Here is a 20,576-nt window from a genome sequence, read left to right as displayed (position 1 = left end):
CGGTCAGAGCGCGTCCGGGCCGCGCTCGCCCGTCCGGACCCGTACGGCGGTCTCGACCGGCAGGGACCAGACCTTGCCGTCACCGATCTTGCCGGTGCGGGCCGCCTTGACGATGACGTCGATCAGCTGCTCGGCGTCGTCGTCCTCCGCGAGGACCTCGATGCGGATCTTCGGGACCAGGTCCACGGTGTACTCGGCACCGCGGTAGACCTCGGTGTGGCCCCGCTGACGACCGTAGCCGCTCGCCTCGGTGACCGTCAGGCCGTGGACCCCGAAGGCCTGGAGGGCTTCCTTGATCTCGTCGAGCCGGTGCGGCTTGACGACGGCGGTGATGAGCTTCATGCGTCCACCTTCTTGGACTCAGAGGCGGGCGGGGCCGGCACGGCGCTGCGGTCGTAACCACCGCCGGCGCCGCTGAAGTCGTATGCGGTCTCGGCGTGCTCGGCCTGGTCGATGCCCGAGATCTCCTCGTCCTCCTCGACCCGCATGCCGATCGTCTTGTCGAGCAGGAAGGCGAGGATCGCGGAGGCGATCAGGGAGTAGGCGAGGACCGCGAAGACACCGGCGCACTGCTTCCAGAGCTGGTCCGCGTTGCCGCCGTAGAACAGGCCCTTGACGTCGGACTGGCCCTTGCCGCTGGCGAAGAAGCCGATCAGCAGGGAGCCGATGACACCGCCGACCATGTGGACACCGACGACGTCCAGGGAGTCGTCGTAGTTGAAGCGGTACTTCAGGCCGACGGCCGCGGCGCAGGCGACACCGGCGATGGCGCCGATGCAGATCGCGCCGATCGGGGTGATCGCACCACCGGAGGGGGTGATGGCGACCAGACCGGCGACCGCGCCGGAGGCGGCGCCCAGCGTGGTGAACGCGCCGTGGCGGATCTTCTCGTAGATGAGCCAGGCGAGCATCGCGGCCGCGGTGGCGATCTGCGTGTTGACGAACATCAGCGAGCCGACGCCGTCGTCGTTGCCGAGCCACGAGCCGGCGTTGAAGCCGAACCAGCCGAACCACAGCAGGCCCGCGCCGAGCATGACCAGCGGAAGGCTGTGCGGGCGCATCGGGTCACGCTTGAAGCCGACGCGCTTGCCGATCACCAGAATCACACCGAGTGCCGCGGCACCCGCGTTGATGTGGACCGCGGTACCACCGGCGAAGTCGATCACACCGAGCTCGAAGGCCCAGCCGCCGGTGCCCCAGACCCAGTGGGCGACCGGGAAGTACACGACCGTCGCCCACAGCGCGACGAAGAGCGCCCAGGCGGAGAACTTCACGCGGTCGGCGAGCGCACCGCTTATCAGGGCCGGCGTGATGATCGCGAACATCATCTGGAAGACGGCGAAGGCGAGAACCGGGATCGTATATCCGGACCAGATGTCGCCCTTGTCGATGCCGGTCCATCCGAAGAAGTCGGATTCCCAGCCGATGAGCGAGCCGTGGTCCGTACCGAACGCCATGGAGAAGCCGTACACCACCCACAGGATGGTGACGATACCCATGCTGATGAAGCTCATCATCAGCATGTTGAGGGTGCTCTTGACGCGGACCATGCCTCCGTAGAAGAAGGCGAGACCCGGGGTCATGACCAGCACCAGGGCGGAACAGATCAACATGAAGCCTGTGTTGGCCACAGACAGCTTGTCTGCGGCGAGCGTGATGGCTGGTGCCATCGGCGTCTCCTCGTCGTAGGTACGGCCCCGTGCGGGCGAAGCCAGAGCGGATTGAGGGGTGGGCCGGTTATGCGCCATGAGATTGGCGCAGCGCGGTTTCGGCGGAAGCCCCTCGTTGTTTCGCCGCCGTGACGAAGACGCCTCGCGTGTTACGCGTCGATGAACTGCCAGATATGGGCCGCGTCGATCGTTATCGTGGCGCAACCTTCGGAGAAGGCGTAAAACCGGCCGCGGTCGGCCTTCCGATGACCTGGCATGGGGGAGCCGAGTCGGGCAGTTCGGGAGGGCCGGCCGCGGCCGGGGTTCAAGGGATTCAGACGGCTTCCGCGGTCTCCGGGAGTTCCACGGCGAGCTTGTCGGTGAGGTCCACGACCTCGGCGAGATCACCGAAATCGCGTACGGCCGTGTCGACCGTCTTTCGAATACGAGTGTTGACGCGCTCGGACCGGACCTTCTTGGCGATGTGCATGGCCTGTTCCACCAGTACGGTGCTCTGTGCGGGCTCGCGCCGCAGCAGGTGCACGGTGGCCATGCCGACGAGATTGAGTGCGTACGACCGCTGGTGCTCGCCGTCGTCGGAGAAGAGCTCCACCGCCCGCTGCATGAGGGGCTCGGCCAGGGAGGCGTAGGTCGGGCTGCGACCGGCGACGTAGGCCAGGTCGCGGTAGGAGTGGGAGTTCTCGCCGTACAGCTCCGCCTCGGAGAAGAAGCGGATCCAGTCGGGGTCGGGCTCGTCCCACTCGTCGGCGTCGGCGAAGGTGTCCTCGGCCATCCGGACCGCCCGCTTGCACTTGCCGGGCTGCCCCATGTTGGCGTAGGCGCGGGCCTCCATCGCATACAGCATGGACTGGGTGCGCGGGCTCGCGCAGTCCCGGCTGCCGTACTGCGCGAGGTGGATCAGCTCCAGGGCGTCCTCGGGCCGCCCGAGGTGGATCATCTGTCGGCTCATGCTGGACAGGACATAGGAGCCGAGCGGCTTGTCACCGGCCTCCTTGGCGGCGTGCAGGGCGAGGACGAAGTACTTCTGGGCGGTGGGCTGCAGCCCCACGTCGTACGACATCCAGCCCGCGAGTTCGGCCAGCTCGGCGGCGACCTTGAACAGCTTGCGGGTGGTGGTCCCGGGCTGGGGCTCCTGGAGGAGGTCCGTCACCTCGTGCAGCTGGCCGACGACCGCCTTGCGGCGCAGACCGCCGCCGCACTGGGCGTCCCACTGGCGGAACATCTCGGTCGTCGACTCCAGGAGGTCGAGCTCGGGCCTGGAGAGACGGCCGACACGGCGGGACGAGGCGGGGTCGGGTTCCCGGTGCGGGGTGGCGGCGGGGCCGGGGACCAGCCAGCGCTGCATGGGCTCGATGAGGGACGGGCCCGCGGAGAGGGCCAGCGAGCTCCCGAGGAAGCCGCGCCGCGCCAGCATGAGGTCGCTGCGCGAGAACTCGCTGAGCAGGGCCACGGTCTGCGGGCCCGTCCAGGGCAGGTCGACCCCGGTCGTGGACGGTGACTGGCGGGCGGCGCGCAGTCCGAGGTCCTCGACGGAGACGACGCATCCGAACCGCTCGGAGAACAGCTCGGAAAGGATCTTGGGGATGGGTTCGCGGGGGTTCTCGCCGTCCAGCCAGCGGCGCACCCGCGAGGTGTCGGTGGAGATGTGGTTGGCGCCCAACTGGCGGGCCCTGCGGTTGACCTGGCGGGCGAGCTCGCCCTTCGACCAGCCGCTGCGCACGAACCAGGAGGTGAGCAACTCGTTGGGGCGCTTGTCGGCCGGGGAGGAGCTGTGCGCAGTACTCCCGGCGCCCGTCCCGCTTCCGCTGTTGCCGCCCACTGGAACGCCCCCATCCCTGAGACCACTTGTCGCCGAGTGCGCCAAGCCCTAACAGAATGCCGGTAAATGCGGCCGTTCGTCCGGCGGTTGTCAGCCTTCGAACGGGGAACCGACTTGCCTCCGGCATACCCACAAGTGCATGTGCCCCCAGGACTCGTGCACTCACAGTAATCCTACGATCACGCGTCCAGCCATGGCGATCCCGGAAACGCCACCATTCGCCACCCCTTCGAATGAACTCACGGTCGCCTCCACACGATTCACTTGACATAGACCGAGCGGGATGGGCGGAGCGGTGCACTGAGGGGCGCACATGCCCCGACACACCACCCCGGGCGCTTCCGGGCGCCACCGCCACCCGGAAGAGGAAACGGAGAGTGACCGACCGCGTCCGTCGCGTAACCACCGGCGCGCTGAACCCGTTGGAGGGGGCATGGGCTTCACGATCGGCGGCATTCGGGAGATCCGCTCCGGTACGCGCAGGCGCGGCCGCTCCTCGGAGTGCACCGCCGTCGCCGAGTTCACCGGACTCTGGGGCTGGGACGTCGTCCCCGGCGCGCGCGCTTCGGCCGGCGCCTGCTCCTGCGGCCGCGCGGACTGCCGTCACCCCGGCGCCCACCCCCTCGACTTCGCGCCCCCGGTCCCGGCCGGGGCCACGCTCGACGAGGGGACCAAGGCCTGGTCCGAGTTCCCCGGCGCCTCGGTGATGCTGCCGGTCGGCCGCGCCTTCGACGTCATCGAGGTCGCCGAGCCGGCCGGGCGCCGCGCCCTGGTGCGCCTGGAGCGCATGGGCCTGCCCCTCGGCCCGGTCACCGCGACCCCCGAGGGCCGCGCCCAGTTCTTCGTCGCCCCGGGCGCCGCCTCCGACCTGGCCGCACTCCTCTACCGCATGGGCTGGGACGACACCGCCTCCCTCGACCTGCGCGGCCTGGGTCCCGGCACCTACATCACGGCTCCGCCTTCGGACCGGGGCGGCCTGGGGCCGGTGCAGTGGCTGCGGCCGCCGTCCTTGGACACGGCGACGCAACCACCGGCGGCCCGTCTGCTGCTGGGCACGCTGGCGTACGTGGCACACCGGTCACGGGCATAGGACGTACGGCGTACACGGCGAAGCGCCCGCTCCCGACTGCACCTCGGGGGCGGGCGCTTCTTCGCGCGTACGGTTCCTCACTCGCCGATCAGCGCGTCCACGAACGCTTCCGGCTCGAACGGCGCCAGGTCGTCGGCGCCCTCCCCCAGGCCGATCAGCTTGACCGGCACTCCCAGTTCACGCTGGACCGCGACCACGATGCCGCCCTTGGCCGTGCCGTCGAGCTTGGTCAGGACGATGCCGGTGATGTCGACGACCTCGGCGAAGACACGGGCCTGCACCAGGCCGTTCTGCCCGGTGGTGGCGTCGAGGACCAGCAGCACCTCGTCGACCGGAGCGTGCTTCTCGACGACCCGCTTGACCTTGCCGAGCTCGTCCATGAGACCGGTCTTGGTGTGGAGGCGGCCCGCGGTGTCGATGAGGACCACGTCGACCCCCATCTCCTTGCCCTCCTTCACCGCGTCGAAGGCGACGGAGGCGGGGTCGCCGCCCTCGGGCCCCCGCACGGTGTGGGCGCCCACCCGCTCGCCCCAGGTCTGGAGCTGGTCGGCGGCTGCGGCCCGGAAGGTATCGGCGGCACCCAGGACGACACTGCGCCCGTCGGCCACGAGCACGCGCGCGAGCTTGCCGGTGGTGGTGGTCTTGCCGGTGCCGTTGACCCCGACGACCATCACGATGCCCGGCTTGCGCTCCTCGGGCTCGGTCTTCACCGAGCGGTCGACCTCGGTGCCGACCAGCTTGAGCAGCTCGCCGCGCAGCAGGCCGCGCAGTTCGTCGGGGGTCCGGGTGCCCAGCACCTTCACCCGCTCGCGCAGCCCGTCGACCAGTTCCTGGGTGGGGGCCACACCGACGTCGGCGGTGAGGAGGATGTCCTCGATCTCCTCCCAGGTGTCGTCGTCGAGGTGCTCGCGCGACAGGAGCGTGAGCAGCCCCTTGCCGAGCGCGTTCTGCGAGCGGGAGAGCCGGGAGCGCAGCCGGACCAGGCGCCCGGCGGTGGGCTCCGGGACTTCGAGCTCGGTCGGGGGGAGTTCTTCGATGACGGGCGGCGCCGAGCCGCCCGGGAGATCGACCTCCTCAATGGTCCGGCGCGGTTCGTCGCGCGGCGTCTCGGCCTCGTCGCCGACGTGCGGCTCGGCCGGAGGGGCGGTGATGTCGGGCGCGGCGGGGGGCGGCGGGGGCAGCGGCTTCTTGCGTCGGCTGCCGACGACGAGCCCGCCGAGGACACCGAGCACGACCACGGCGATGACTACAGCAAGGATGACGGTTTCCATAACCCACCCAGTATCGGCCATGGGCCACGGCCGGACCCAGCTCCAACGCGTGCCTGCGCGACAGCGGCGAACTTCCTCCGCGCTTTCGCCGCCTTCCACTCGCCGCTCGCGGTGCCCTTCCGAGCCCGGGCCGACACCCTTCGCCCCGCACCCGGTCGCCGGCGCAGGCCTCCCCCGCCGCCCGCGCGTGCCACCCCATGGCAATCTGACGTTCCGTCAGCTACCGTCCCCGCACCACCCGTCCGGTGAAGGGGGACCTCCCATGCCCGTCACGGTCGTCCGTTTCAACCTCGTCGAGCCCGGCGCGACGCCCGCCTCCCTCAGCGCCCGCTACCGGGCCGCCCTGGACATGGCCGCGTACGCCGACGAGCACGGGATCACCACCGTGCAGACCGAGGAGCACCACGGCGTCGACAACAACTGGCTGCCATCGCCGTTCGCCTTCGCGGGCGCGGTGTTCGGTGCGACGCGCACCATCGCGGTCACCGTCTCCGCCGTGATCGGCCCGCTGCACGACCCGCTCCGCCTGGCCGAGGAGATCGCCGTACTGGATCTGCTGAGCGGCGGCCGGCTGGTGACGGTCGCCGGGATCGGATACCGCCCCGAGGAGTACGCCCTGTTCGACGTGGAGTGGCGGCGGCGGGGCCGCTTGCAGGACGAGCTGCTGGAGACCCTGCTGAAGGCCTGGACCGGCGAGGAGTTCGAGTACCGGGGCCGCACGGTACGGGTCACCCCGCGCCCCTTCACCGACCCGCACCCCCTGCTCCTGGTCGGCGGCTCCTCCAAGGCCGCCGCCCGCCGGGCCGCCCGCCTGGGCCTGCCCTTCTTCCCCAGCGCGCACCTCCCGGAGCTGGAGGCGTACTACAAGGAACAGCTCGTCGAGTACGGCACCGAGGGCTGGACCATGATGCCGACGGCCGAGACGCCGTTGCTGCACATCGCGGAGGACCCGGACGAGGCGTGGGCACGTCACGGAGAGCACTTCCTCCATGAGGCCCGGACCTACGCCTCCTGGCAGTCCGGCGACATCCGCTCGGCGGTTCGCTCGGCGGCCACGTCGGTGGACGAACTCCGCGCGGAGGGCGTGTACCGGATCCTCACGCCCGAGGAGTGCGTGGAGCAGGGCCTCGACAACCTGGTCCTGCATCCGCTGGCGGGCGGGATGCCGGTGGAGGAGGGGTGGCGGAGCCTGCGGCTGTTCGCGGAACAGGTGCTTCCGGCGCTGAACGCCTGAGCCGGGCGATATCCGGTTGGTCGACGAGAACGGGCGATGGTCCACGGGGCCCATGAGCTTGTGGGTGGATGTGTTCATCCGGGAGCCGGACGGCAAGCGGCGGATTCTCGACGTGCCGGACGGCGTGTACCGGTCCGGCGGCTTCGAGTCGTGGCGCACGACAGTCTGGGGCTCGGAGTTCGTGCGCTCGCTCGGCGCCCGCTTCCTGCCTGTACTGGCCGAGGGCGACCTCTATGTCGAGGCCGAGGACGTGCCGGAGTTCCGGCGCGAGGTCGCTTCGCTGCGCTCCCGCTTGGACGAGGTCGCCCACGGCACGCAGCGGCCACGCACGGTCGAGGAGCACCGGGACGACATCGGGATCCGGCTCCAGATCATCGAGGAGAGCTCCCGCAGGGCCCTGGAGATCGGCGGAGGCGTCCTCATCTGGTGACCCCCCGCACGACACCGCCGCCCCCGGTCCAGGCGGTTGCCGGACCGGGGGCGGCGGACGGTTCGGGGAGAAGGGCAGCGGGGTGTTGGCCCCTCCCCCCGGGTTCGCGGGGCCGTCAGCCCATCTCCTCCAGGGCCTTGCCCTTCGTCTCCTTGACGTACTTGAGGACGAACGGGATGGAGAGCGCGGCGAAGACCGTGTAGATCACGTAGGTCGCGGAGAGGTTCCAGTCGGCCAGCGACGGGAAGCTCGCGGTGATGGCCCAGTTGGCGATCCACTGCGCGGCGGCGGCCACGCCCAGGGCGGCGGCACGGAGCTTGTTCGGGAACATCTCGCCGAGGAAGACCCACACGACGACACCCCAGGACAGGGCGAAGAAGAGGACGAACACGTGGGCGGCGATCAGGGCGGTCCAGCCCTGCGCGGCCGGCAGCTTGCCGTCGACCAGGTCGAAGGAGAACGCCCAGGCCTCCAACGCGAGACCGATCACCATGCCGACCGAGCCGATCAGGGCGAGCGGGCGGCGGCCGATGCGGTCCACGAAGATCATCGCGATCACGGTGCCGACGATGTTGATGATCGACGTCGTGAAGGAGTAGAAGAACGAGTCCGTCGGGTCGACGCCGACCGACTGCCACAGCGTCGAGGAGTAGTAGAACGCGACGTTGATGCCGACGAACTGCTGGAAGACCGACAGGCCGATGCCGACCCAGACGATCGGCTTGAAGAAGAAGGAGCCGCCGAGCAGGTCCTTGAAGGTCGACTTGTGCTCGCTCTTCATGGCGTGCTCGATCTCCGCCACGCGCGCGTCCAGGTCGATCTTGTCGCCCTCGACCTCCGCGAGGATCTCCCGGGCCCGCTCGCGCTTGCCGACGGAGATCAGGAACCGCGGGGACTCGGGGATGGCGAAGGAGAGCAGCCCGTAGAGAACGGCCGGGATCACCATGACGCCGAGCATGACCTGCCAGGCCTCCAGGCCCATCAGCTTGCCGCGCTGGTCACCGCCGGCGGCGTTCAGCAGACCCCAGTTGACCAGCTGCGAGATGGCGATGCCGATGACGATCGCGGCCTGCTGGAAGGAGCCGAGCCGGCCGCGGTAGGCGGGCGGGGCCACCTCGGCGATGTAGGCGGGGCCGATGACCGAGGCCATGCCGATGGCGAAACCGCCGACGACCCGCCAGAACGCCAGGTCGTACAGCGCGAAGGGCAGCGCCGAACCGACGGCGCTGACCGTGAAGAGCACGGCCGAGATCTGCATGCACCGGATACGGCCGATGCGGTCCGCGATGCGTCCCGCGGTCGCCGCGCCGATCGCACAGCCGATCAGGGCGATGGCGATGACCTGCGCCAGGGCCGCGGAGCCGACGTCGTAGCGGCCTCGGATGGCCTCGACCGCGCCGTTGATCACGGAGCTGTCGTAACCGAAGAGGAATCCGCCCATCGCGGCCGCCGCCGCGATGAAGATGACGTGCCCGAGATGATCGGGATGAGCCGTTCCGGCTCCTGACTTCTGCGCCTGCGCTGTGCTGGTCACGCTCAACTCCTAAGGCCATCGGCAACGCTGCCTGAAGGCAAGAACAACGATAGAAACCCTATGCCTTCAAGTTCCGAAACCAATAGCTGGGGCCGTGTGAGAAAACAGGCACGGAGGAGATGTTCGTGTTCAAAGCATGAAGGAATGGAAACGGGGTACCCGATGGGGCTAGCGCAGCCGCTGGCTGATGACCTTCGAGACGCCGTCGCCTTGCATGGAGACGCCGTACAGCGCGTCGGCGACCTCCATCGTCCGCTTCTGGTGCGTGATCACGATGAGCTGCGAGGCCTCCTGCAGCTCCTGCATGATGCGGATCAGCCGCTGGAGGTTGGTGTCGTCGAGGGCTGCCTCGACCTCGTCCATGACGTAGAACGGGCTGGGCCGCGCCTTGAAGATCGACACCAGCAACGCTACGGCCGTGAGAGAACGCTCGCCGCCGGAGAGCAGGCTGAGCCGCTTGACCTTCTTGCCCGGCGGCCGCGCCTCGACATCCACGCCGGTGGTGAGCATGTTGTCGGGGTCGGTCAGGATCAGCCGCCCCTCGCCGCCCGGGAACAGCCGGCTGAAGACGCCCTCGAACTGACGGGCGGTGTCCCGGTAGGCCTCGGTGAAGACCTGCTCGACGCGCTCGTCGACCTCCTTCACCACCTGCAGCAGGTCGGCGCGGGTCTTCTTCAGGTCCTCCAGCTGCTCACTGAGGAACTTGTGCCGCTCCTCCAGCGCCGCGAACTCCTCGAGCGCGAGCGGATTGACCTTGCCGAGCTGCTGGTACGCCCGCTCGGCCGCCCTGAGCCGCTTCTCCTGCTCGGCCCGGTGGAACTGCTTCGGCTGGTTGCGCGGATGCTCCGGGTCCTCGGGCAGTTCCTCGCCCTCGGCGGGCGGTGAGGGCGGTACGAGCTGGTGGGGGCCGTACTCGTCGATGAGCCCCGCCGGCTCGACACCCAGTTCCTCCAGCGCCTTGGTCTCCAGCTGCTCGATCCGCATCCGCTTCTCGGCGCCCAGCACCTCGCCCCGGTGGACGGAGTCGGTCAGCTTGTCGAGCTCGGCCTTGAGATCACGGCCGGTGTTCCGAGCGGCGGTCAACTCCCGTTCCCTGAGCGCCTTGGCGGCCTCGGCGGCGGTCCGTTCCGCGTCCGCGCGTGCCAGGGACACCTCGACGTGCGCGAGCAGCTGCCGCGCGCCGGAGGCGACGGCCTCGGCCACGGCGGCCTCGTGCCGCAGCCGGGCCCGCCGCTGTTCGGCACGCGCGCGTGCGTCCCGTTCCGCGCGGGCGGCCCGGTCGAGGGAGTCGGCCCGTCCGGCGAGCCCCTTGACCCGCTCCTCGTGGGTACGGACCTGGAGGCGGGCCTCCATCTCGGTCTGGCGGGCGTTGGCGCCGTCGGCGGCGAGACGGTCCCGTACGGAGGTGTCGGGTTCCTCCTCGACCGGCATCTCCTCGGCCACGGCGAGGCGTTCGGCGAGCTCCTCGACCTCTTCGAGCGCCTTCTCCAGCGCGTCCTGCGCCCGGGCGGCCGCCGCGGTGGAGCGTTCCGCCTCACCGGCGGCGCCCCTGGCCTGGCCGGACAGCCGGCCCAGTTGCTGGGCCACGGCCGACTTCTCCCGGTCGGCGGCGCGGCGGCGCTCCCCGAGCCCCTCCACTCGGGCCGTGCACTCCTTGCGCTGCTCCACCGCCGCGTGCTGGGCCTCGGCGAGTTCCTCGCACTGCACGGCCAGCTCTTCGAGTTCGGCGGCGGCCTGGTCGACGGATGCCTGCACTTCGAGGAGGCTGGGGGCGCCTGCGGAGCCGCCGTGCGCGAAGTGGGCACCGAGAAGGTCGCCTTCGGCGGTGACGGCGGTGAGGTGGGGGCTGGCGTAGACGAGGTCCTCGGCGTCTTCGAGGGTGCCGACGACGACGATGCCCTGGAGGAGGCGACGGACCGCCGGCATGAGGTCGGACGGTCCGCGGACGAGATCTGAGGCGAGTTGTCCTGTGGCGTCCGCGTCCCTGGAGGGCACGTCCTCGGGGCCGCCCGCCAAGAGGAGCGACGCTCGGCCGCCGTCCTGCTTGCGCAGCAGGCGGATCGCCTCCGCCGCGGCCGCCGGCGACGTGACCGCCAGCGCGTCCGCCGCCGCGCCGAACGCCGCCGCGAGGGCGACCTCGTGGCCCGGGGTCACCGTCAGCAGTTCCGCCGCCGGGCCCAGCAGGCCCGTGAGCCGGTCCTTCGCGCCCAGCAGCGCGCCGGTGCCGTCCTTGCGGCGCAGGCCCAGGGCCAGCGCGTCATGCCTGGCCTGTGTCGCCGCCCGTCTGCGTTCCGCCGCCGTGACCGCCTCGCGGGCAGCCGTCAGTGCGGCCTCCGCCTCTGCCAGCCGCTGCTTCGCCGCCTCGTGTTGTTCCGCCAGTTCCGCGTCGCCGGCGTCCAGCCCGTCGACCTCGGCCTTCAGCGCCTCGTACTCCTCCTGCGCGACCACGGCCCGCTCCCGGGCCTCGTCCCGGGCGGCGGCGAGGCGGTCGATCTCGGCCTGGGCGGAGGCAGCGCGGGAACGGGCCGCGTTGACCTGGCCACTGAGCCGGGCGAGGCCCTCGCGGCGGTCGGCGATGGCCCGAGCCACGTCCTTCAGACGCCGTTCCTCCTGGGCGAGCTCGCGCTCCAGTTCGGAGCGGTGCGCGACCGTGTCCTCCAGGGCGTGCTCGGCCGCCTCCAGGGCAGCCTCCAGCTCGGCCTCCTGCTCGCGGATACGGGCGGCCTCGCGTTCCATGTCCTCGGGGTCACGGCCCCGCCGTTCCTCGGGCGGCGCCGAGGTCGCGCTCTTCACGCGCGCGTCGGCCAGCGAGATCGTGCCGCGCACCCGCTCGGCGAGCTGGGAGAGCTCGTACCAGGTCTGCTGGGCGCGCTGGAGCCGGGGCGTAAGCTGCCGTACCTCGTCCTCCAGAAGCGCCTCGCGCTGGAGGGCCTTCTTCAGTTCCAGCTCGGCGGCCTCCTTGCGCTCCTTCAGCGCGGCCTCGTCCGCGACCTCGGCCTGGAGCGCCTGCCGCAGTCGTACGAGATCGTCGGCGAGCAGCCGGAGGCGGGCGTCCCGCAGGTCGGCCTGGATGACGGCGGCCCGGCGGGCGACCGCGGCCTGTCTGCCGAGCGGCTTGAGCTGGCGCCGGAGTTCGTCGGTGAGGTCCTGTACGCGCGCGAGGTTGGCCTGCATCGCGTCCAGCTTGCGCAGCGCCTTCTCCTTGCGCTTGCGGTGCTTGAGGACGCCCGCGGCCTCCTCGATGAAGGCGCGGCGGCCCGTGGGATCCGCGTGCAGGACGGAGTCGAGCTGGCCCTGGCCGACGATCACGTGCATCTCGCGGCCGATGCCGGAGTCGGACAGGAGTTCCTGGATGTCCAGCAGACGGCAGGTGTCGCCGTTGATCTGGTACTCGCTGCCGCCGTTGCGGAACATGATCCGCGTGATGGTGACCTCGGCGTACTCGATGGGCAGGGCGCCGTCGGAGTTGTCGATGGTCAGGGACACCTCGGCGCGGCCGAGCGGCGGGCGCCCGGTGGTGCCAGCGAAGATGACGTCCTCCATCTTGCCGCCGCGCAGTGACTTGGCGCCCTGTTCGCCCATGACCCAGCTGAGCGCGTCCACGACATTGGACTTGCCCGAGCCGTTCGGTCCGACGACGCAGGTGATCCCCGGCTCGAACCGGAGCGTGGTCGCCGATGCGAACGACTTGAACCCTCGGAGGGTCAGGGCCTTGAGGTGCACGCCGCTGGACTCTACCTTCCGGGGGTGTCTCACTCCATGAACGCGCTGTTGCCCGCGGTTTCACCGTTGAACGTGGAGGGCACACCAAACGTTAAGAGAGTGAAAGGGTGCACGGGGGCAAGAAAGAAGGGACGCCGAAGCGTCCCTTGCAAATCTGACAACTTAGCGGTTGATACGGGCTGACCGGACCACTGCGTGAGCTGTCGTGTAGCGATGCAGCGATCAGGTGAGCGCAGGCTCCGCCTGGTGTGCGTCGATGCTCTCCATGATCCTGTCGTGAGAAGCGGCAGCCGCGAGCGCGTCATTCTCGGCCTGGATCCGTACGAGCTCGGATTCCAGGTCCTGGACGCGCTGCTGGAGCCGTCGCATCTCGGCGAGGAGTCGAGGGTCCGAGCCGCCGACGTAACCGAGAAGCGCCTTTGCCATGATGGATGGTCCTCCACACTGAGTGACCGACCGAAGCGGTGTGGGTCGTGAGGGATTCGCACCCGCGGTGCTTGACACTTTTGAGTTCGTGTTGCTGTTGTTCCATGCCAAACAGCTAAGGTGCGCGGGGTGCTTTCAGCGTCTCACCAAAAAGTTTGACGGTCAACACGATCACGCCCCGTATTGGTGGCAACCCGCTCCGGCGCGGCCTGGGAACGGCGGCGCTACGGCTCCCTCGGGACCCCGGGGGCGTGACGATCATTCTTGGCTGAGGAGCCTGCCACGGGCCGGCCTTCTTGGCAACCACCAGCGCCTTTCTCCTTCCGGCAGGTGTCAGTGGCATGTCCCTCCACCACCGCCTGGGCCGTTTTACAGAAACCGCTCAACGGATGGCGAAGCCGTCGTAACCCCCGCGGGGTGTGTCCCAGATCTCGGTGACGCCGTCGACGCGGCCGGGCGTGTCGTCACCAAGGAGCCATTCGAGGAGTCCCTGGCAGCCCTTCCGCGGGCCCTCCGCGACCACCTGCACGCGCCCGTCGTCCAGATTGAGAGCAAAACCACTCAGGCCGCCGATCTCCAGGGCCTTGGCCCGCGTGAACCAGCGGAAACCCACACCTTGGACGCGTCCGCGCACCCAGGCGACCAGTCGAACATCCTCGCTCATGAGTGCAACCTAACCGGCCAATGTCTCTCCCGGCACTCCTTCAACTGGCGCCATGCGGTACTGTCCGCTGCCAATGAATCTCATACGAAACTCACTCGATCGTGTGGGTTTTGTGACTTTGGTTGACCGGGGGGACGCGTCGACCTCAAGAACAGACGAGGAAGGCAAGGACATGGGACGCCACCGACGCTCCGCCGCCGGCCGCGCCGCCACGGGCCGCGCCACGGGGGTCATACCGGCACACACCTCCTTCGGGAGCGGCTACGACCCGCAGGACTCGTACAACTTCGCCTCGGTGGGCACCGCCACCCACCCGGGCCACGAGGACCCCGACCCCTACGCGCGCAGTGACGCCTACCTGTTCGCGTCGGAGGAGGAGTACGCGCTGTACCGGGGCGAGGGCTACACGCCCGCCGACGGTCCGCGTCGCAGCGGCTCGCACCGCCGCCGCAAGAAGAACCTCGTGACGCCGGTCAAGACCGGTCTGCTCGGGGTTTCTGCCGCCGTCGCGATCGGCACGGTCGCGGTCGCCGCGGGCGTGGTGCCGGGCCTGGACAACTACAAGATCGGCGGCGGCAGCACCACCGGCGGGGATGTACAGGCGGCGAGCTCGCCGACCAACTCGCCCGCCGAGCAGGGCGGCACCTCCGGCAGCGCCGACAGCCGCGAGGACGGCTCGTCGACGAGCCGGGACGCCGAGCGCGCCTCCTCGCCCTCGCCGGCCCCCTCGACCTCGACCTCGACCTCGACGGCCCCGCCGGCCGAGGAGCCGACGAAGAAGCCGGCGGCCACGCCGAGCAAGGAGCCGGAGACGACTCCTTCACAGAAGGAGCGCGAGCCCGCGAAGCAGGAGACCACCGCGCCGGTGGAGGTCTCCACGGAGGCCGCCACCGAGGCCGAGGTGCTCAGGCTCGTCAACGTCGAGCGGGCGAAGGTCGGGTGCAGCCCGGTCGCCGCGAACAGCGCGCTGACCGAGCTCGCCGAGGCATTCAGCAAGGCCATGGCCGAGCAGGGCTTCTTCGACCACACCGACCCGAGCGGCGCCACCCCGTGGGACCGCGCGGCGAAGGCCGGGATCACCAGCCTCGGCGGCGAGAACATCGCCCGCGGCCAGGCCGACGCGGCCTCGGTCATGGAAGCCTGGATGAACAGCCCCGGCCACAAGGCCAACATCCTGAACTGCGACTTCAAGACGCTGGGCGTGGGCGTGCAGTTCGGCGCGGGCGGCCCCTGGTGGACCCAGGACTTCGGATACTAGAGACCGGCGCGACGATGGTCGCACTAACTTTTCGTTAGTGCGACCTGTCGGTTAGTGCTCTCTTCCAGTACGCTCGTGATATGGACACCACGCAGCAGCCCCCGGAGGCGCGGGACCTCCCGTACGACGTGTTCGCCAAGGCATGCCCCTCGCGCGGCACCCTGGAGCACGTGACGGGCCGCTGGGGCGCCCTCACCCTCGGCGCCCTGTACGAGGGCTCGCTGCGCTTCAACGAGCTGCGCCGCCGGGTCGACGGCGTGAGCGAGAAGATGCTCTCCCAGACGCTCCAGGCACTGGAGCGCGACGGCCTGGTGCACCGCGAGGCCCAGCCCACCAACCCACCCCGCGTCGACTACGAGCTGACCCCGCTGGGCCACGAGCTCGCCGAGCGGCTGCTGGGGCTCATCCACTTCGTCGAGGGCCGCATGGACGACGTCCTGGCCGCCCGTGAGCGCTACGACGTGACGCGCGGCGCCCGCTGACACCTCGGGCAGAAGTAGCTGGACCGGTTCATCCAGGGCCGCCGGCGCATCGGCGTACCGCACCGCTTGCACGGCAGCCCCTCACGGCCGTACGCGTCGAGGGAGCGGTCGAAGTACCCGGACTCGCCGTTGACGTTGACGTACAGGCTGTCGAAGCTGGTGCCGCCCACCGCGAGGGCCGCGTTCATCACGTCCCGGACGTGGCCCAGGAGTTCCGCGGTGCGGGGGCGCGTGAAGGTGCCGGTGGGGCGCTCGTAGTGGATGCGGGAGCGCCACAGCGCCTCGTCCGCATAGATGTTGCCGACTCCGCTGATCAACGACTGGTCCAGCAGGGCCCGTTTGATGGTGCTGCGCTTGCGGCGCAGTGCCTGGTGGAAGGCGTCGTCGTCGAAGAGCGGGTCGAGGGGGTCGCGCGCGATGTGCGCGATGACGTCGGGCAGGCCGTCGGGGGTGTTGTCGTGCAACGACAGTCCGCCGAAGGTGCGTTGGTCGACGAAGCGGAGTTCGGTGTCCACCTCGTCGGCGAACCTCACCCGGATCCTCAGGTGCTTCTCGTCGGGTGCGGCATGCGGCTGGACCAGCAGCTGGCCGCTCATCCCGAGGTGGGCCAGGACCGACTGGCCGGTGTCCTCCAGGGGCAGCCAGAGGTACTTCCCGCGGCGGCTCGGGATGCCGACGCGGTGGCCCTTGAGGCGGTGCGCGAAGTCGTCGGCACCGGCGAGGTGGCGGCGGACCGCGCGCGGGTGCAGCACCTCGGCCTCGGCGACCGTACGGTGGGCGACCCACCGCTCGAGGCCTCGCCGTACGACCTCGACCTCGGGCAACTCGGGCATGGGGCTCCCCCGTCACGGACCGGTGTATGAGCCGAGCGCCCGCCCCGGTGTTCGGGGGCAGGCGCTCGGCTGCGCTGTTCTTCCGGACGCGCTGGTGCTTCCAGGCGTCAGGCGGAGACGGACGACGGACCTTCGTCGTCGTCCTCGGCGGCTTCGACGACCTCGACGACCTCGACGGCCTCGACGATCTCAACGGCCTTCTCGGCCGCCGCCTTGGCGCGCTCGTCCGCTGCGGCCCGAATGGACCTCCAGGCGGACTCCGCGGCCTGCTGCTCCGCCTCCTTCTTGCTGCGGCCGGTGCCGGTGCCGTACGAGACGCCTCCGACGCGGGCGGCAGCAGTGAAGGTCTTCTCGTGGTCGGGGCCGGTCTCCGTGACCAGGTACTCGGGCACGCCGAGCCCTTCGGTCGCGGTGAGCTCCTGGAGACTGGTCTTCCAGTCCAGGCCGGCACCGAGGTTGGAGGACTTCTCGATCAGTGGGTCGAAAAGCCGATGGACGAGCTCGCTCGCCGCATCGAGACCCTGGTCGAGATAGACCGCGCCGATCACCGCTTCCAGGGTGTCGGCGAGGATGGACGCCTTGTCCCGGCCGCCTGTGCCCTCTTCACCACGGCCGAGCCGGATGAAGGAACCCAGGTCGAGCCCGCGGCCGACCTCCGCCAGTGCACGTGAGTTGACCACCGCGGCCCGCAACTTGGCCAGCTGGCCTTCGGGCAGGTCGGGGTGGGTCGTGTACAGCGTGTCCGTGACCACGAGGCCGAGTACGGAGTCCCCGAGGAACTCCAGACGCTCATTGGTCGGCAGACCGCCGTTCTCGTACGCGTACGAACGGTGGGTCAGCGCACGCACCAGAAGGGCGGACTCGAGCTTGTACCCGAGCCGCCCTTCCAACAGCGTGTGGGACGAGGCCTGGTTGTCGCCCGAGTTCTTCTTCGGCGTGGACACAGTGCCTCTCACCAGCCGCTCAGACCTCGAGGACCTGGCGCTTGTTGTAGGTGCCGCAAGCGGGGCACGCGATGTGCTGCAGCTTGGGCTCGTGGCAGCGCTCGCACGCAACCAGGGTGGGGACCGCAGCCTTCCACTGCGACCGGCGGTGGCGCGTGTTGCTGCGCGACATCTTCCGCTTCGGAACAGCCACGGCTACTTCTCCTGCTTCTCGTTGGCGGGCGCCGATCGAGGCGCTTCGCCACTCATCTCGTCCTTCTCGCCGTCTTCGAGTGAACCGGCGAGTCCCTGCAGTGCCGCCCAACGGATGTCGACGGCGTCATGGTGGTGGTCCGGGTCGTCCGTGAGCCGCTCTCCGCATTCGGAGCACAGGCCCAGGCAGTCGTCCTGGCACACCGGCTGCATCGGCAGTGCGAGCACCACCGCATCACGCAGCACGGGTTCGAGGTCGAACAGGCCGTCCTCGATGAAGAGCCTGTCCTCGTCTTCCTCGGCGTCGTCGGCCGGTTCCGCCGCTTTCACGCGGCCCCGGTCGTCGGCGTCAGGGTACGAGAACATCTCCTGGAAGTCCGCTTCGAGCGCCAGCTCGAGCGGCTCCAGACACCTTACGCACTCCCCCTTGGCCTGTGCACGGGCGGTGCCTGTGACAAGCACCCCTTCCATGACCGACTCCAGACGGAGTTCGAGCTCGACCGGGGCGCCTTCCGGCACTCCGATCACTCCCTGGATACCGAGGTCCTTGGGAGCGTCGATCTCACGGGTCAGGCGCTGCAGCGCGCCAGGACGCCGGCCCAGCTCGTGTGTGTCGAACACGAGAGGGTTGCGGTGGTCGAGGCGGGCGTTCAGGGCCATTCCTGCTTTCGATCTTGGAACTTGGGGGATGCCGCCCTTCGGTGCTCCCGGGCAGCGTTGATCGCGGACGTACACGCGACCGAAGAGCCAGGATACTGGACCTTTCGCTCACGGCCCAATCCGGTGGTCCCTTACTGTCCGCGACCCTGTTCGTACGCCCTCAACTGCTCCGGCGTGATCATGCCGGTGTCGAAGAGGCTGGTCTCGTCGAGGGCGTAGTTCTGCTGGGCCTGCTGCGGCTGGTGGGCCTGCTGGGCCTGGTTCTGGTCGTACTGCTGCTGGTCGTACCCCTGGTAGGCGTAGGGGTCGGCCTGCTGGTAGCCGTACTGGTCCTGCTGGGCGTAGGGATCGGGCTGCTGCTGCTGGTAGCCGGCGTAGGCGTCGGTCTGCTGCTGGTAGCCGTACGCCGGCTGTTGGCCGTACTCCGGCTGCTCGGCCTGGGCCGCCTGGGCCGCGGCCCGGTTGTCCTGCTCGGCGAGGGCGGTGAGGTCGGCCAGGTAGTCGGCGTCGCTGGAGTGCTGGACGGTGGAGGTGTTGTCGGCGAGGGCGCCGAGGTCGTCGGTGGCGATACGGCCGTGCAGCTTCTGGCGGCCGCGGCCGACGGCCTCCAGGGTCTTGGCGAGGACCGCCTCGAAGGCGCCGAGCTTGGCGTCGACGTAGGAGTCGGCGTCCTTGCGCAGCGTCTCGGGGTCGTGGCTGCGCTCGGGGGCGTCCTCGTCCTCGTAACCGTGCTCGTCGAGACCCGGGCCGGTGCCGAGGAGCTTCTCGCGGCCGCGGCCGACCGAGCCGAGGGTCTTGGTGAGGACGACCTCGAAGTTGGCGAGCTTGGAGTCGACGTAGTCGTCGGCCTCCGCGCGGACCTCCTCGGCCTCCTGCCGGGCCTCGTTGAGGATGCGGTCGGCCTCGGCCTGGGAGCGGCGGGCGATCTCGGTGTCGGAGATCAGGGAGCCGCGTTCGGCGTGGGCGGTGGAGATGATGCGCTCGGCCTCCTGGCGGGCCTGCTCGACCATCTGGTCACGGTCGCCGATCAGCTCCTGGGCCTGCGCGAGGGAGCCCGGCAGGGCCTGGCGCAGCTCTTCGAGCATCGCGAGCAGTTCGGCGCGGTTGACGATCACCGAGGCCGACATGGGCATCGACCGGGCGCCGGAGACCGTGGACACGATCTCGTCGAGCTTCTTCTGCACGTCCACCTGTGCTCGCCACTCTCTACAGCCGTATTGGAGACGGACGGGACGACTGTAGCCCCATCAGCCCTTGCGGAGGCGTTCGTTCAGGGCTTCCAGGACCCTTGGGGGGACCAGGTGGGAGACGTCTCCGCCCCAGGTCGCGACCTCCTTGACGAGCGAGGAGGACAGGAAGCTGTAGGTGGGGTTGGTCGGCACGAAAAGGGTCTCGACACCGCTCAGGCCGTTGTTCATCTGGGCCATCTGGAGCTCGTAGTCGAAGTCGCTGACCGCGCGCAGGCCCTTGACGATGGCCGGGATGTCGCGCTCCTTGCAGTAGTCGACGAGCAGGCCGTGGAAGGCCTCGACGATCACGTTGCCGTACTCGGCGGTGACCTCGCGGATCAGGTCGATCCGTTCGTCGATCTCGAACAGGCCCTTCTTGGACTTGTTGATCATCACCGCGACGTAGACCTCGTCGTACAGTCTGGAGGCGCGGGAGATGATGTCGAGGTGTCCGTTGGTGATCGGGTCGAACGACCCGGGACAGACGGCGCGGCGCACTTGAGATCCCTCGCTCTCCGGTCCGGTCATCGTGCGTCTTCGCACGTAGAGGCGGCGCGACCGTACCAAAACGTTCCCTCGCCGTAGCGACGGGCCTTGACCGCGTCGAATCCGGGCGGCCACTGGAACTCTCCGCCTCTGGTGCTGCGCTCCACGGTGACGAGGGCCTCCGGTGCGAGCCAGTGTTCCGTGCGGAGTGTGAGCAGGATCTCGCGAAGATCGTGATCCGTGACTCGGTACGGCGGGTCCAGGAAGACGAGGTCGTACGGCTGTGCCGGAGCCCCTTGCTGGATGATCTGTTCGGCCTTGCCCGCGCGAACCTCGGCGCCGGGCAGGCCGAGGTTCCTGACGTTCTCGCGGATGGTGCGGGCGGCCCGCGCGTCGGCCTCGACCAGGAGGGTGTGGCTCGCGCCGCGGGAGAGGGCTTCCAGGCCGACCGCGCCCGATCCGGCGTAGAGGTCCAGGACCCGTTCACCTGCCAGGGGGCCGCCGAGGAGGGACTGCCAGGTGGAGAAGAGACCTTCGCGCGCCCGGTCGGAGGTGGGCCGGGTTCCGTTGCCCGGCGGGACGGCCAGGCGGCGTCCGCCGGCTCTGCCCGCGATCACGCGCGTCATCTTCG

General features: G+C 69.7%; 20 protein-coding genes. 5 read left to right on the top strand and 15 right to left on the bottom strand.

The features are described 5' to 3' along the window. Positions 1 to 3: 3 nt before the first annotated feature. The 3 genes from ACIRP7_RS26050 to ACIRP7_RS26040 form a co-directional block, all read right to left on the bottom strand. Entirely contained in the window at positions 4 to 342 is a 339-nt protein-coding gene (locus tag ACIRP7_RS26050) for a P-II family nitrogen regulator (protein ID WP_003997576.1), read from the bottom strand. Then, positions 339 to 1,670: an ammonium transporter gene (locus tag ACIRP7_RS26045; protein WP_403664064.1), complete on the bottom strand. Its 1,332-nt coding sequence runs from the start codon at positions 1,668 to 1,670 to the stop codon at positions 339 to 341. Before ACIRP7_RS26045 ends, ACIRP7_RS26050 begins: the two co-directional genes overlap by 4 nt. A 313-nt stretch (positions 1,671 to 1,983) precedes the next feature. Then, positions 1,984 to 3,489: a hypothetical protein gene (locus ACIRP7_RS26040; RefSeq protein WP_403664061.1), complete on the bottom strand. Its 1,506-nt coding sequence runs from the start codon at positions 3,487 to 3,489 to the stop codon at positions 1,984 to 1,986. Between the two features lie 433 nt (positions 3,490 to 3,922). Between ACIRP7_RS26040 and ACIRP7_RS26035 the strand changes: the two genes are divergently transcribed. Next, positions 3,923 to 4,579 carry a bifunctional DNA primase/polymerase gene (locus ACIRP7_RS26035; RefSeq protein WP_403664058.1) on the top strand — a complete coding sequence of 219 codons (657 nt, stop codon included), beginning with the start codon at positions 3,923 to 3,925 and terminating at the stop codon, positions 4,577 to 4,579. A 77-nt stretch (positions 4,580 to 4,656) separates the two neighbouring features. Here ACIRP7_RS26035 and ftsY read toward each other — a convergent pair whose 3' ends face one another. Continuing rightward, complete coding sequence (gene ftsY, locus ACIRP7_RS26030) at positions 4,657 to 5,850, bottom strand: signal recognition particle-docking protein FtsY (RefSeq protein WP_352389417.1); 1,194 nt, start codon at positions 5,848 to 5,850, stop codon at positions 4,657 to 4,659. 262 nt (positions 5,851 to 6,112) lie between these two features. Here ftsY and ACIRP7_RS26025 point away from each other — a divergent pair, with 262 nt between their 5' ends. After that, a complete protein-coding gene (locus tag ACIRP7_RS26025; RefSeq protein ID WP_403664055.1) occupies positions 6,113 to 7,084 on the top strand; it encodes an LLM class flavin-dependent oxidoreductase in 972 nt (323 codons plus the stop codon). A 52-nt stretch (positions 7,085 to 7,136) separates the two neighbouring features. Next, positions 7,137 to 7,514 (top strand): hypothetical protein, encoded by a 378-nt coding sequence (locus ACIRP7_RS26020; RefSeq protein ID WP_403664052.1) that lies wholly within the window; start codon positions 7,137 to 7,139, stop codon positions 7,512 to 7,514. A 115-nt stretch (positions 7,515 to 7,629) separates the two neighbouring features. Here ACIRP7_RS26020 and ACIRP7_RS26015 read toward each other — a convergent pair whose 3' ends face one another. The 4 genes from ACIRP7_RS26015 to ACIRP7_RS26000 all read right to left on the bottom strand — a co-directional run bounded on the left by ACIRP7_RS26015 (position 7,630) and on the right by ACIRP7_RS26000 (position 13,861). Next, positions 7,630 to 9,048 carry a sugar porter family MFS transporter gene (locus tag ACIRP7_RS26015; RefSeq protein WP_403664049.1) on the bottom strand — a complete coding sequence of 473 codons (1,419 nt, stop codon included), beginning with the start codon at positions 9,046 to 9,048 and terminating at the stop codon, positions 7,630 to 7,632. A 168-nt stretch (positions 9,049 to 9,216) separates the two neighbouring features. Beyond that, on the bottom strand, positions 9,217 to 12,771 hold the full coding sequence (smc, locus tag ACIRP7_RS26010) for a chromosome segregation protein SMC (RefSeq protein WP_403664046.1): 3,555 nt from the start codon (positions 12,769 to 12,771) through the stop codon (positions 9,217 to 9,219). 222 nt (positions 12,772 to 12,993) lie between these two features. After that, positions 12,994 to 13,197: a hypothetical protein gene (locus tag ACIRP7_RS26005; RefSeq protein WP_016432419.1), complete on the bottom strand. Its 204-nt coding sequence runs from the start codon at positions 13,195 to 13,197 to the stop codon at positions 12,994 to 12,996. 382 nt (positions 13,198 to 13,579) lie between these two features. Further along, the gene (locus tag ACIRP7_RS26000; protein WP_031041224.1) at positions 13,580 to 13,861 is read right to left on the bottom strand and encodes an acylphosphatase; all 282 of its coding nucleotides are present in this window, start codon (positions 13,859 to 13,861) and stop codon (positions 13,580 to 13,582) included. A 172-nt stretch (positions 13,862 to 14,033) separates the two neighbouring features. Between ACIRP7_RS26000 and ACIRP7_RS25995 the strand changes: the two genes are divergently transcribed. Continuing rightward, positions 14,034 to 15,119, top strand: coding sequence for a CAP domain-containing protein (locus ACIRP7_RS25995; protein WP_403664043.1), 1,086 nt, complete (start codon positions 14,034 to 14,036; stop codon positions 15,117 to 15,119). Positions 15,120 to 15,199: 80 nt separating this feature from the next. After that, entirely contained in the window at positions 15,200 to 15,601 is a 402-nt protein-coding gene (locus tag ACIRP7_RS25990; RefSeq protein ID WP_356103352.1) for a helix-turn-helix domain-containing protein, read from the top strand. Here the strand turns inward: ACIRP7_RS25990 and mutM are convergent. The 7 genes from mutM to rsmD all read right to left on the bottom strand — a co-directional run bounded on the left by mutM (position 15,574) and on the right by rsmD (position 20,571). Beyond that, entirely contained in the window at positions 15,574 to 16,434 is an 861-nt protein-coding gene (mutM, locus tag ACIRP7_RS25985) for a bifunctional DNA-formamidopyrimidine glycosylase/DNA-(apurinic or apyrimidinic site) lyase (protein WP_403664040.1), read from the bottom strand. The two genes, ACIRP7_RS25990 and mutM, sit on opposite strands and share 28 nt — an antisense overlap. A gap of 107 nt (positions 16,435 to 16,541) precedes the next feature. Then, positions 16,542 to 17,378: a ribonuclease III gene (rnc, locus tag ACIRP7_RS25980; RefSeq protein ID WP_403664416.1), complete on the bottom strand. Its 837-nt coding sequence runs from the start codon at positions 17,376 to 17,378 to the stop codon at positions 16,542 to 16,544. 19 nt (positions 17,379 to 17,397) lie between these two features. Continuing rightward, positions 17,398 to 17,571: a 50S ribosomal protein L32 gene (gene rpmF, locus ACIRP7_RS25975; RefSeq protein ID WP_006139588.1), complete on the bottom strand. Its 174-nt coding sequence runs from the start codon at positions 17,569 to 17,571 to the stop codon at positions 17,398 to 17,400. Between the two features lie 2 nt (positions 17,572 to 17,573). After that, complete coding sequence (locus ACIRP7_RS25970; RefSeq protein WP_352389409.1) at positions 17,574 to 18,230, bottom strand: DUF177 domain-containing protein; 657 nt, start codon at positions 18,228 to 18,230, stop codon at positions 17,574 to 17,576. A gap of 131 nt (positions 18,231 to 18,361) precedes the next feature. Next, positions 18,362 to 19,420 (bottom strand): ATP synthase F0 subunit B, encoded by a 1,059-nt coding sequence (locus ACIRP7_RS25965; protein ID WP_403664036.1) that lies wholly within the window; start codon positions 19,418 to 19,420, stop codon positions 18,362 to 18,364. Positions 19,421 to 19,477: 57 nt separating this feature from the next. After that, positions 19,478 to 19,957, bottom strand: a complete 480-nt coding sequence (gene coaD, locus ACIRP7_RS25960; protein WP_020138732.1) for a pantetheine-phosphate adenylyltransferase — start codon at positions 19,955 to 19,957, stop codon at positions 19,478 to 19,480. A 26-nt stretch (positions 19,958 to 19,983) separates the two neighbouring features. Beyond that, positions 19,984 to 20,571 (bottom strand): 16S rRNA (guanine(966)-N(2))-methyltransferase RsmD, encoded by a 588-nt coding sequence (gene rsmD / locus ACIRP7_RS25955; protein ID WP_403664033.1) that lies wholly within the window; start codon positions 20,569 to 20,571, stop codon positions 19,984 to 19,986. Between the last annotated feature and the right edge of the window lie 5 nt (positions 20,572 to 20,576).

The sequence above is a fragment of the Streptomyces sp. NPDC102270 genome, from assembly GCF_044766405.1.
Taxonomy (GTDB): domain Bacteria; phylum Actinomycetota; class Actinomycetes; order Streptomycetales; family Streptomycetaceae; genus Streptomyces.
The sequence above is the reverse complement of the archived record's forward strand: the minus strand, read 5'-3'. Positions and strand labels throughout refer to the sequence as shown.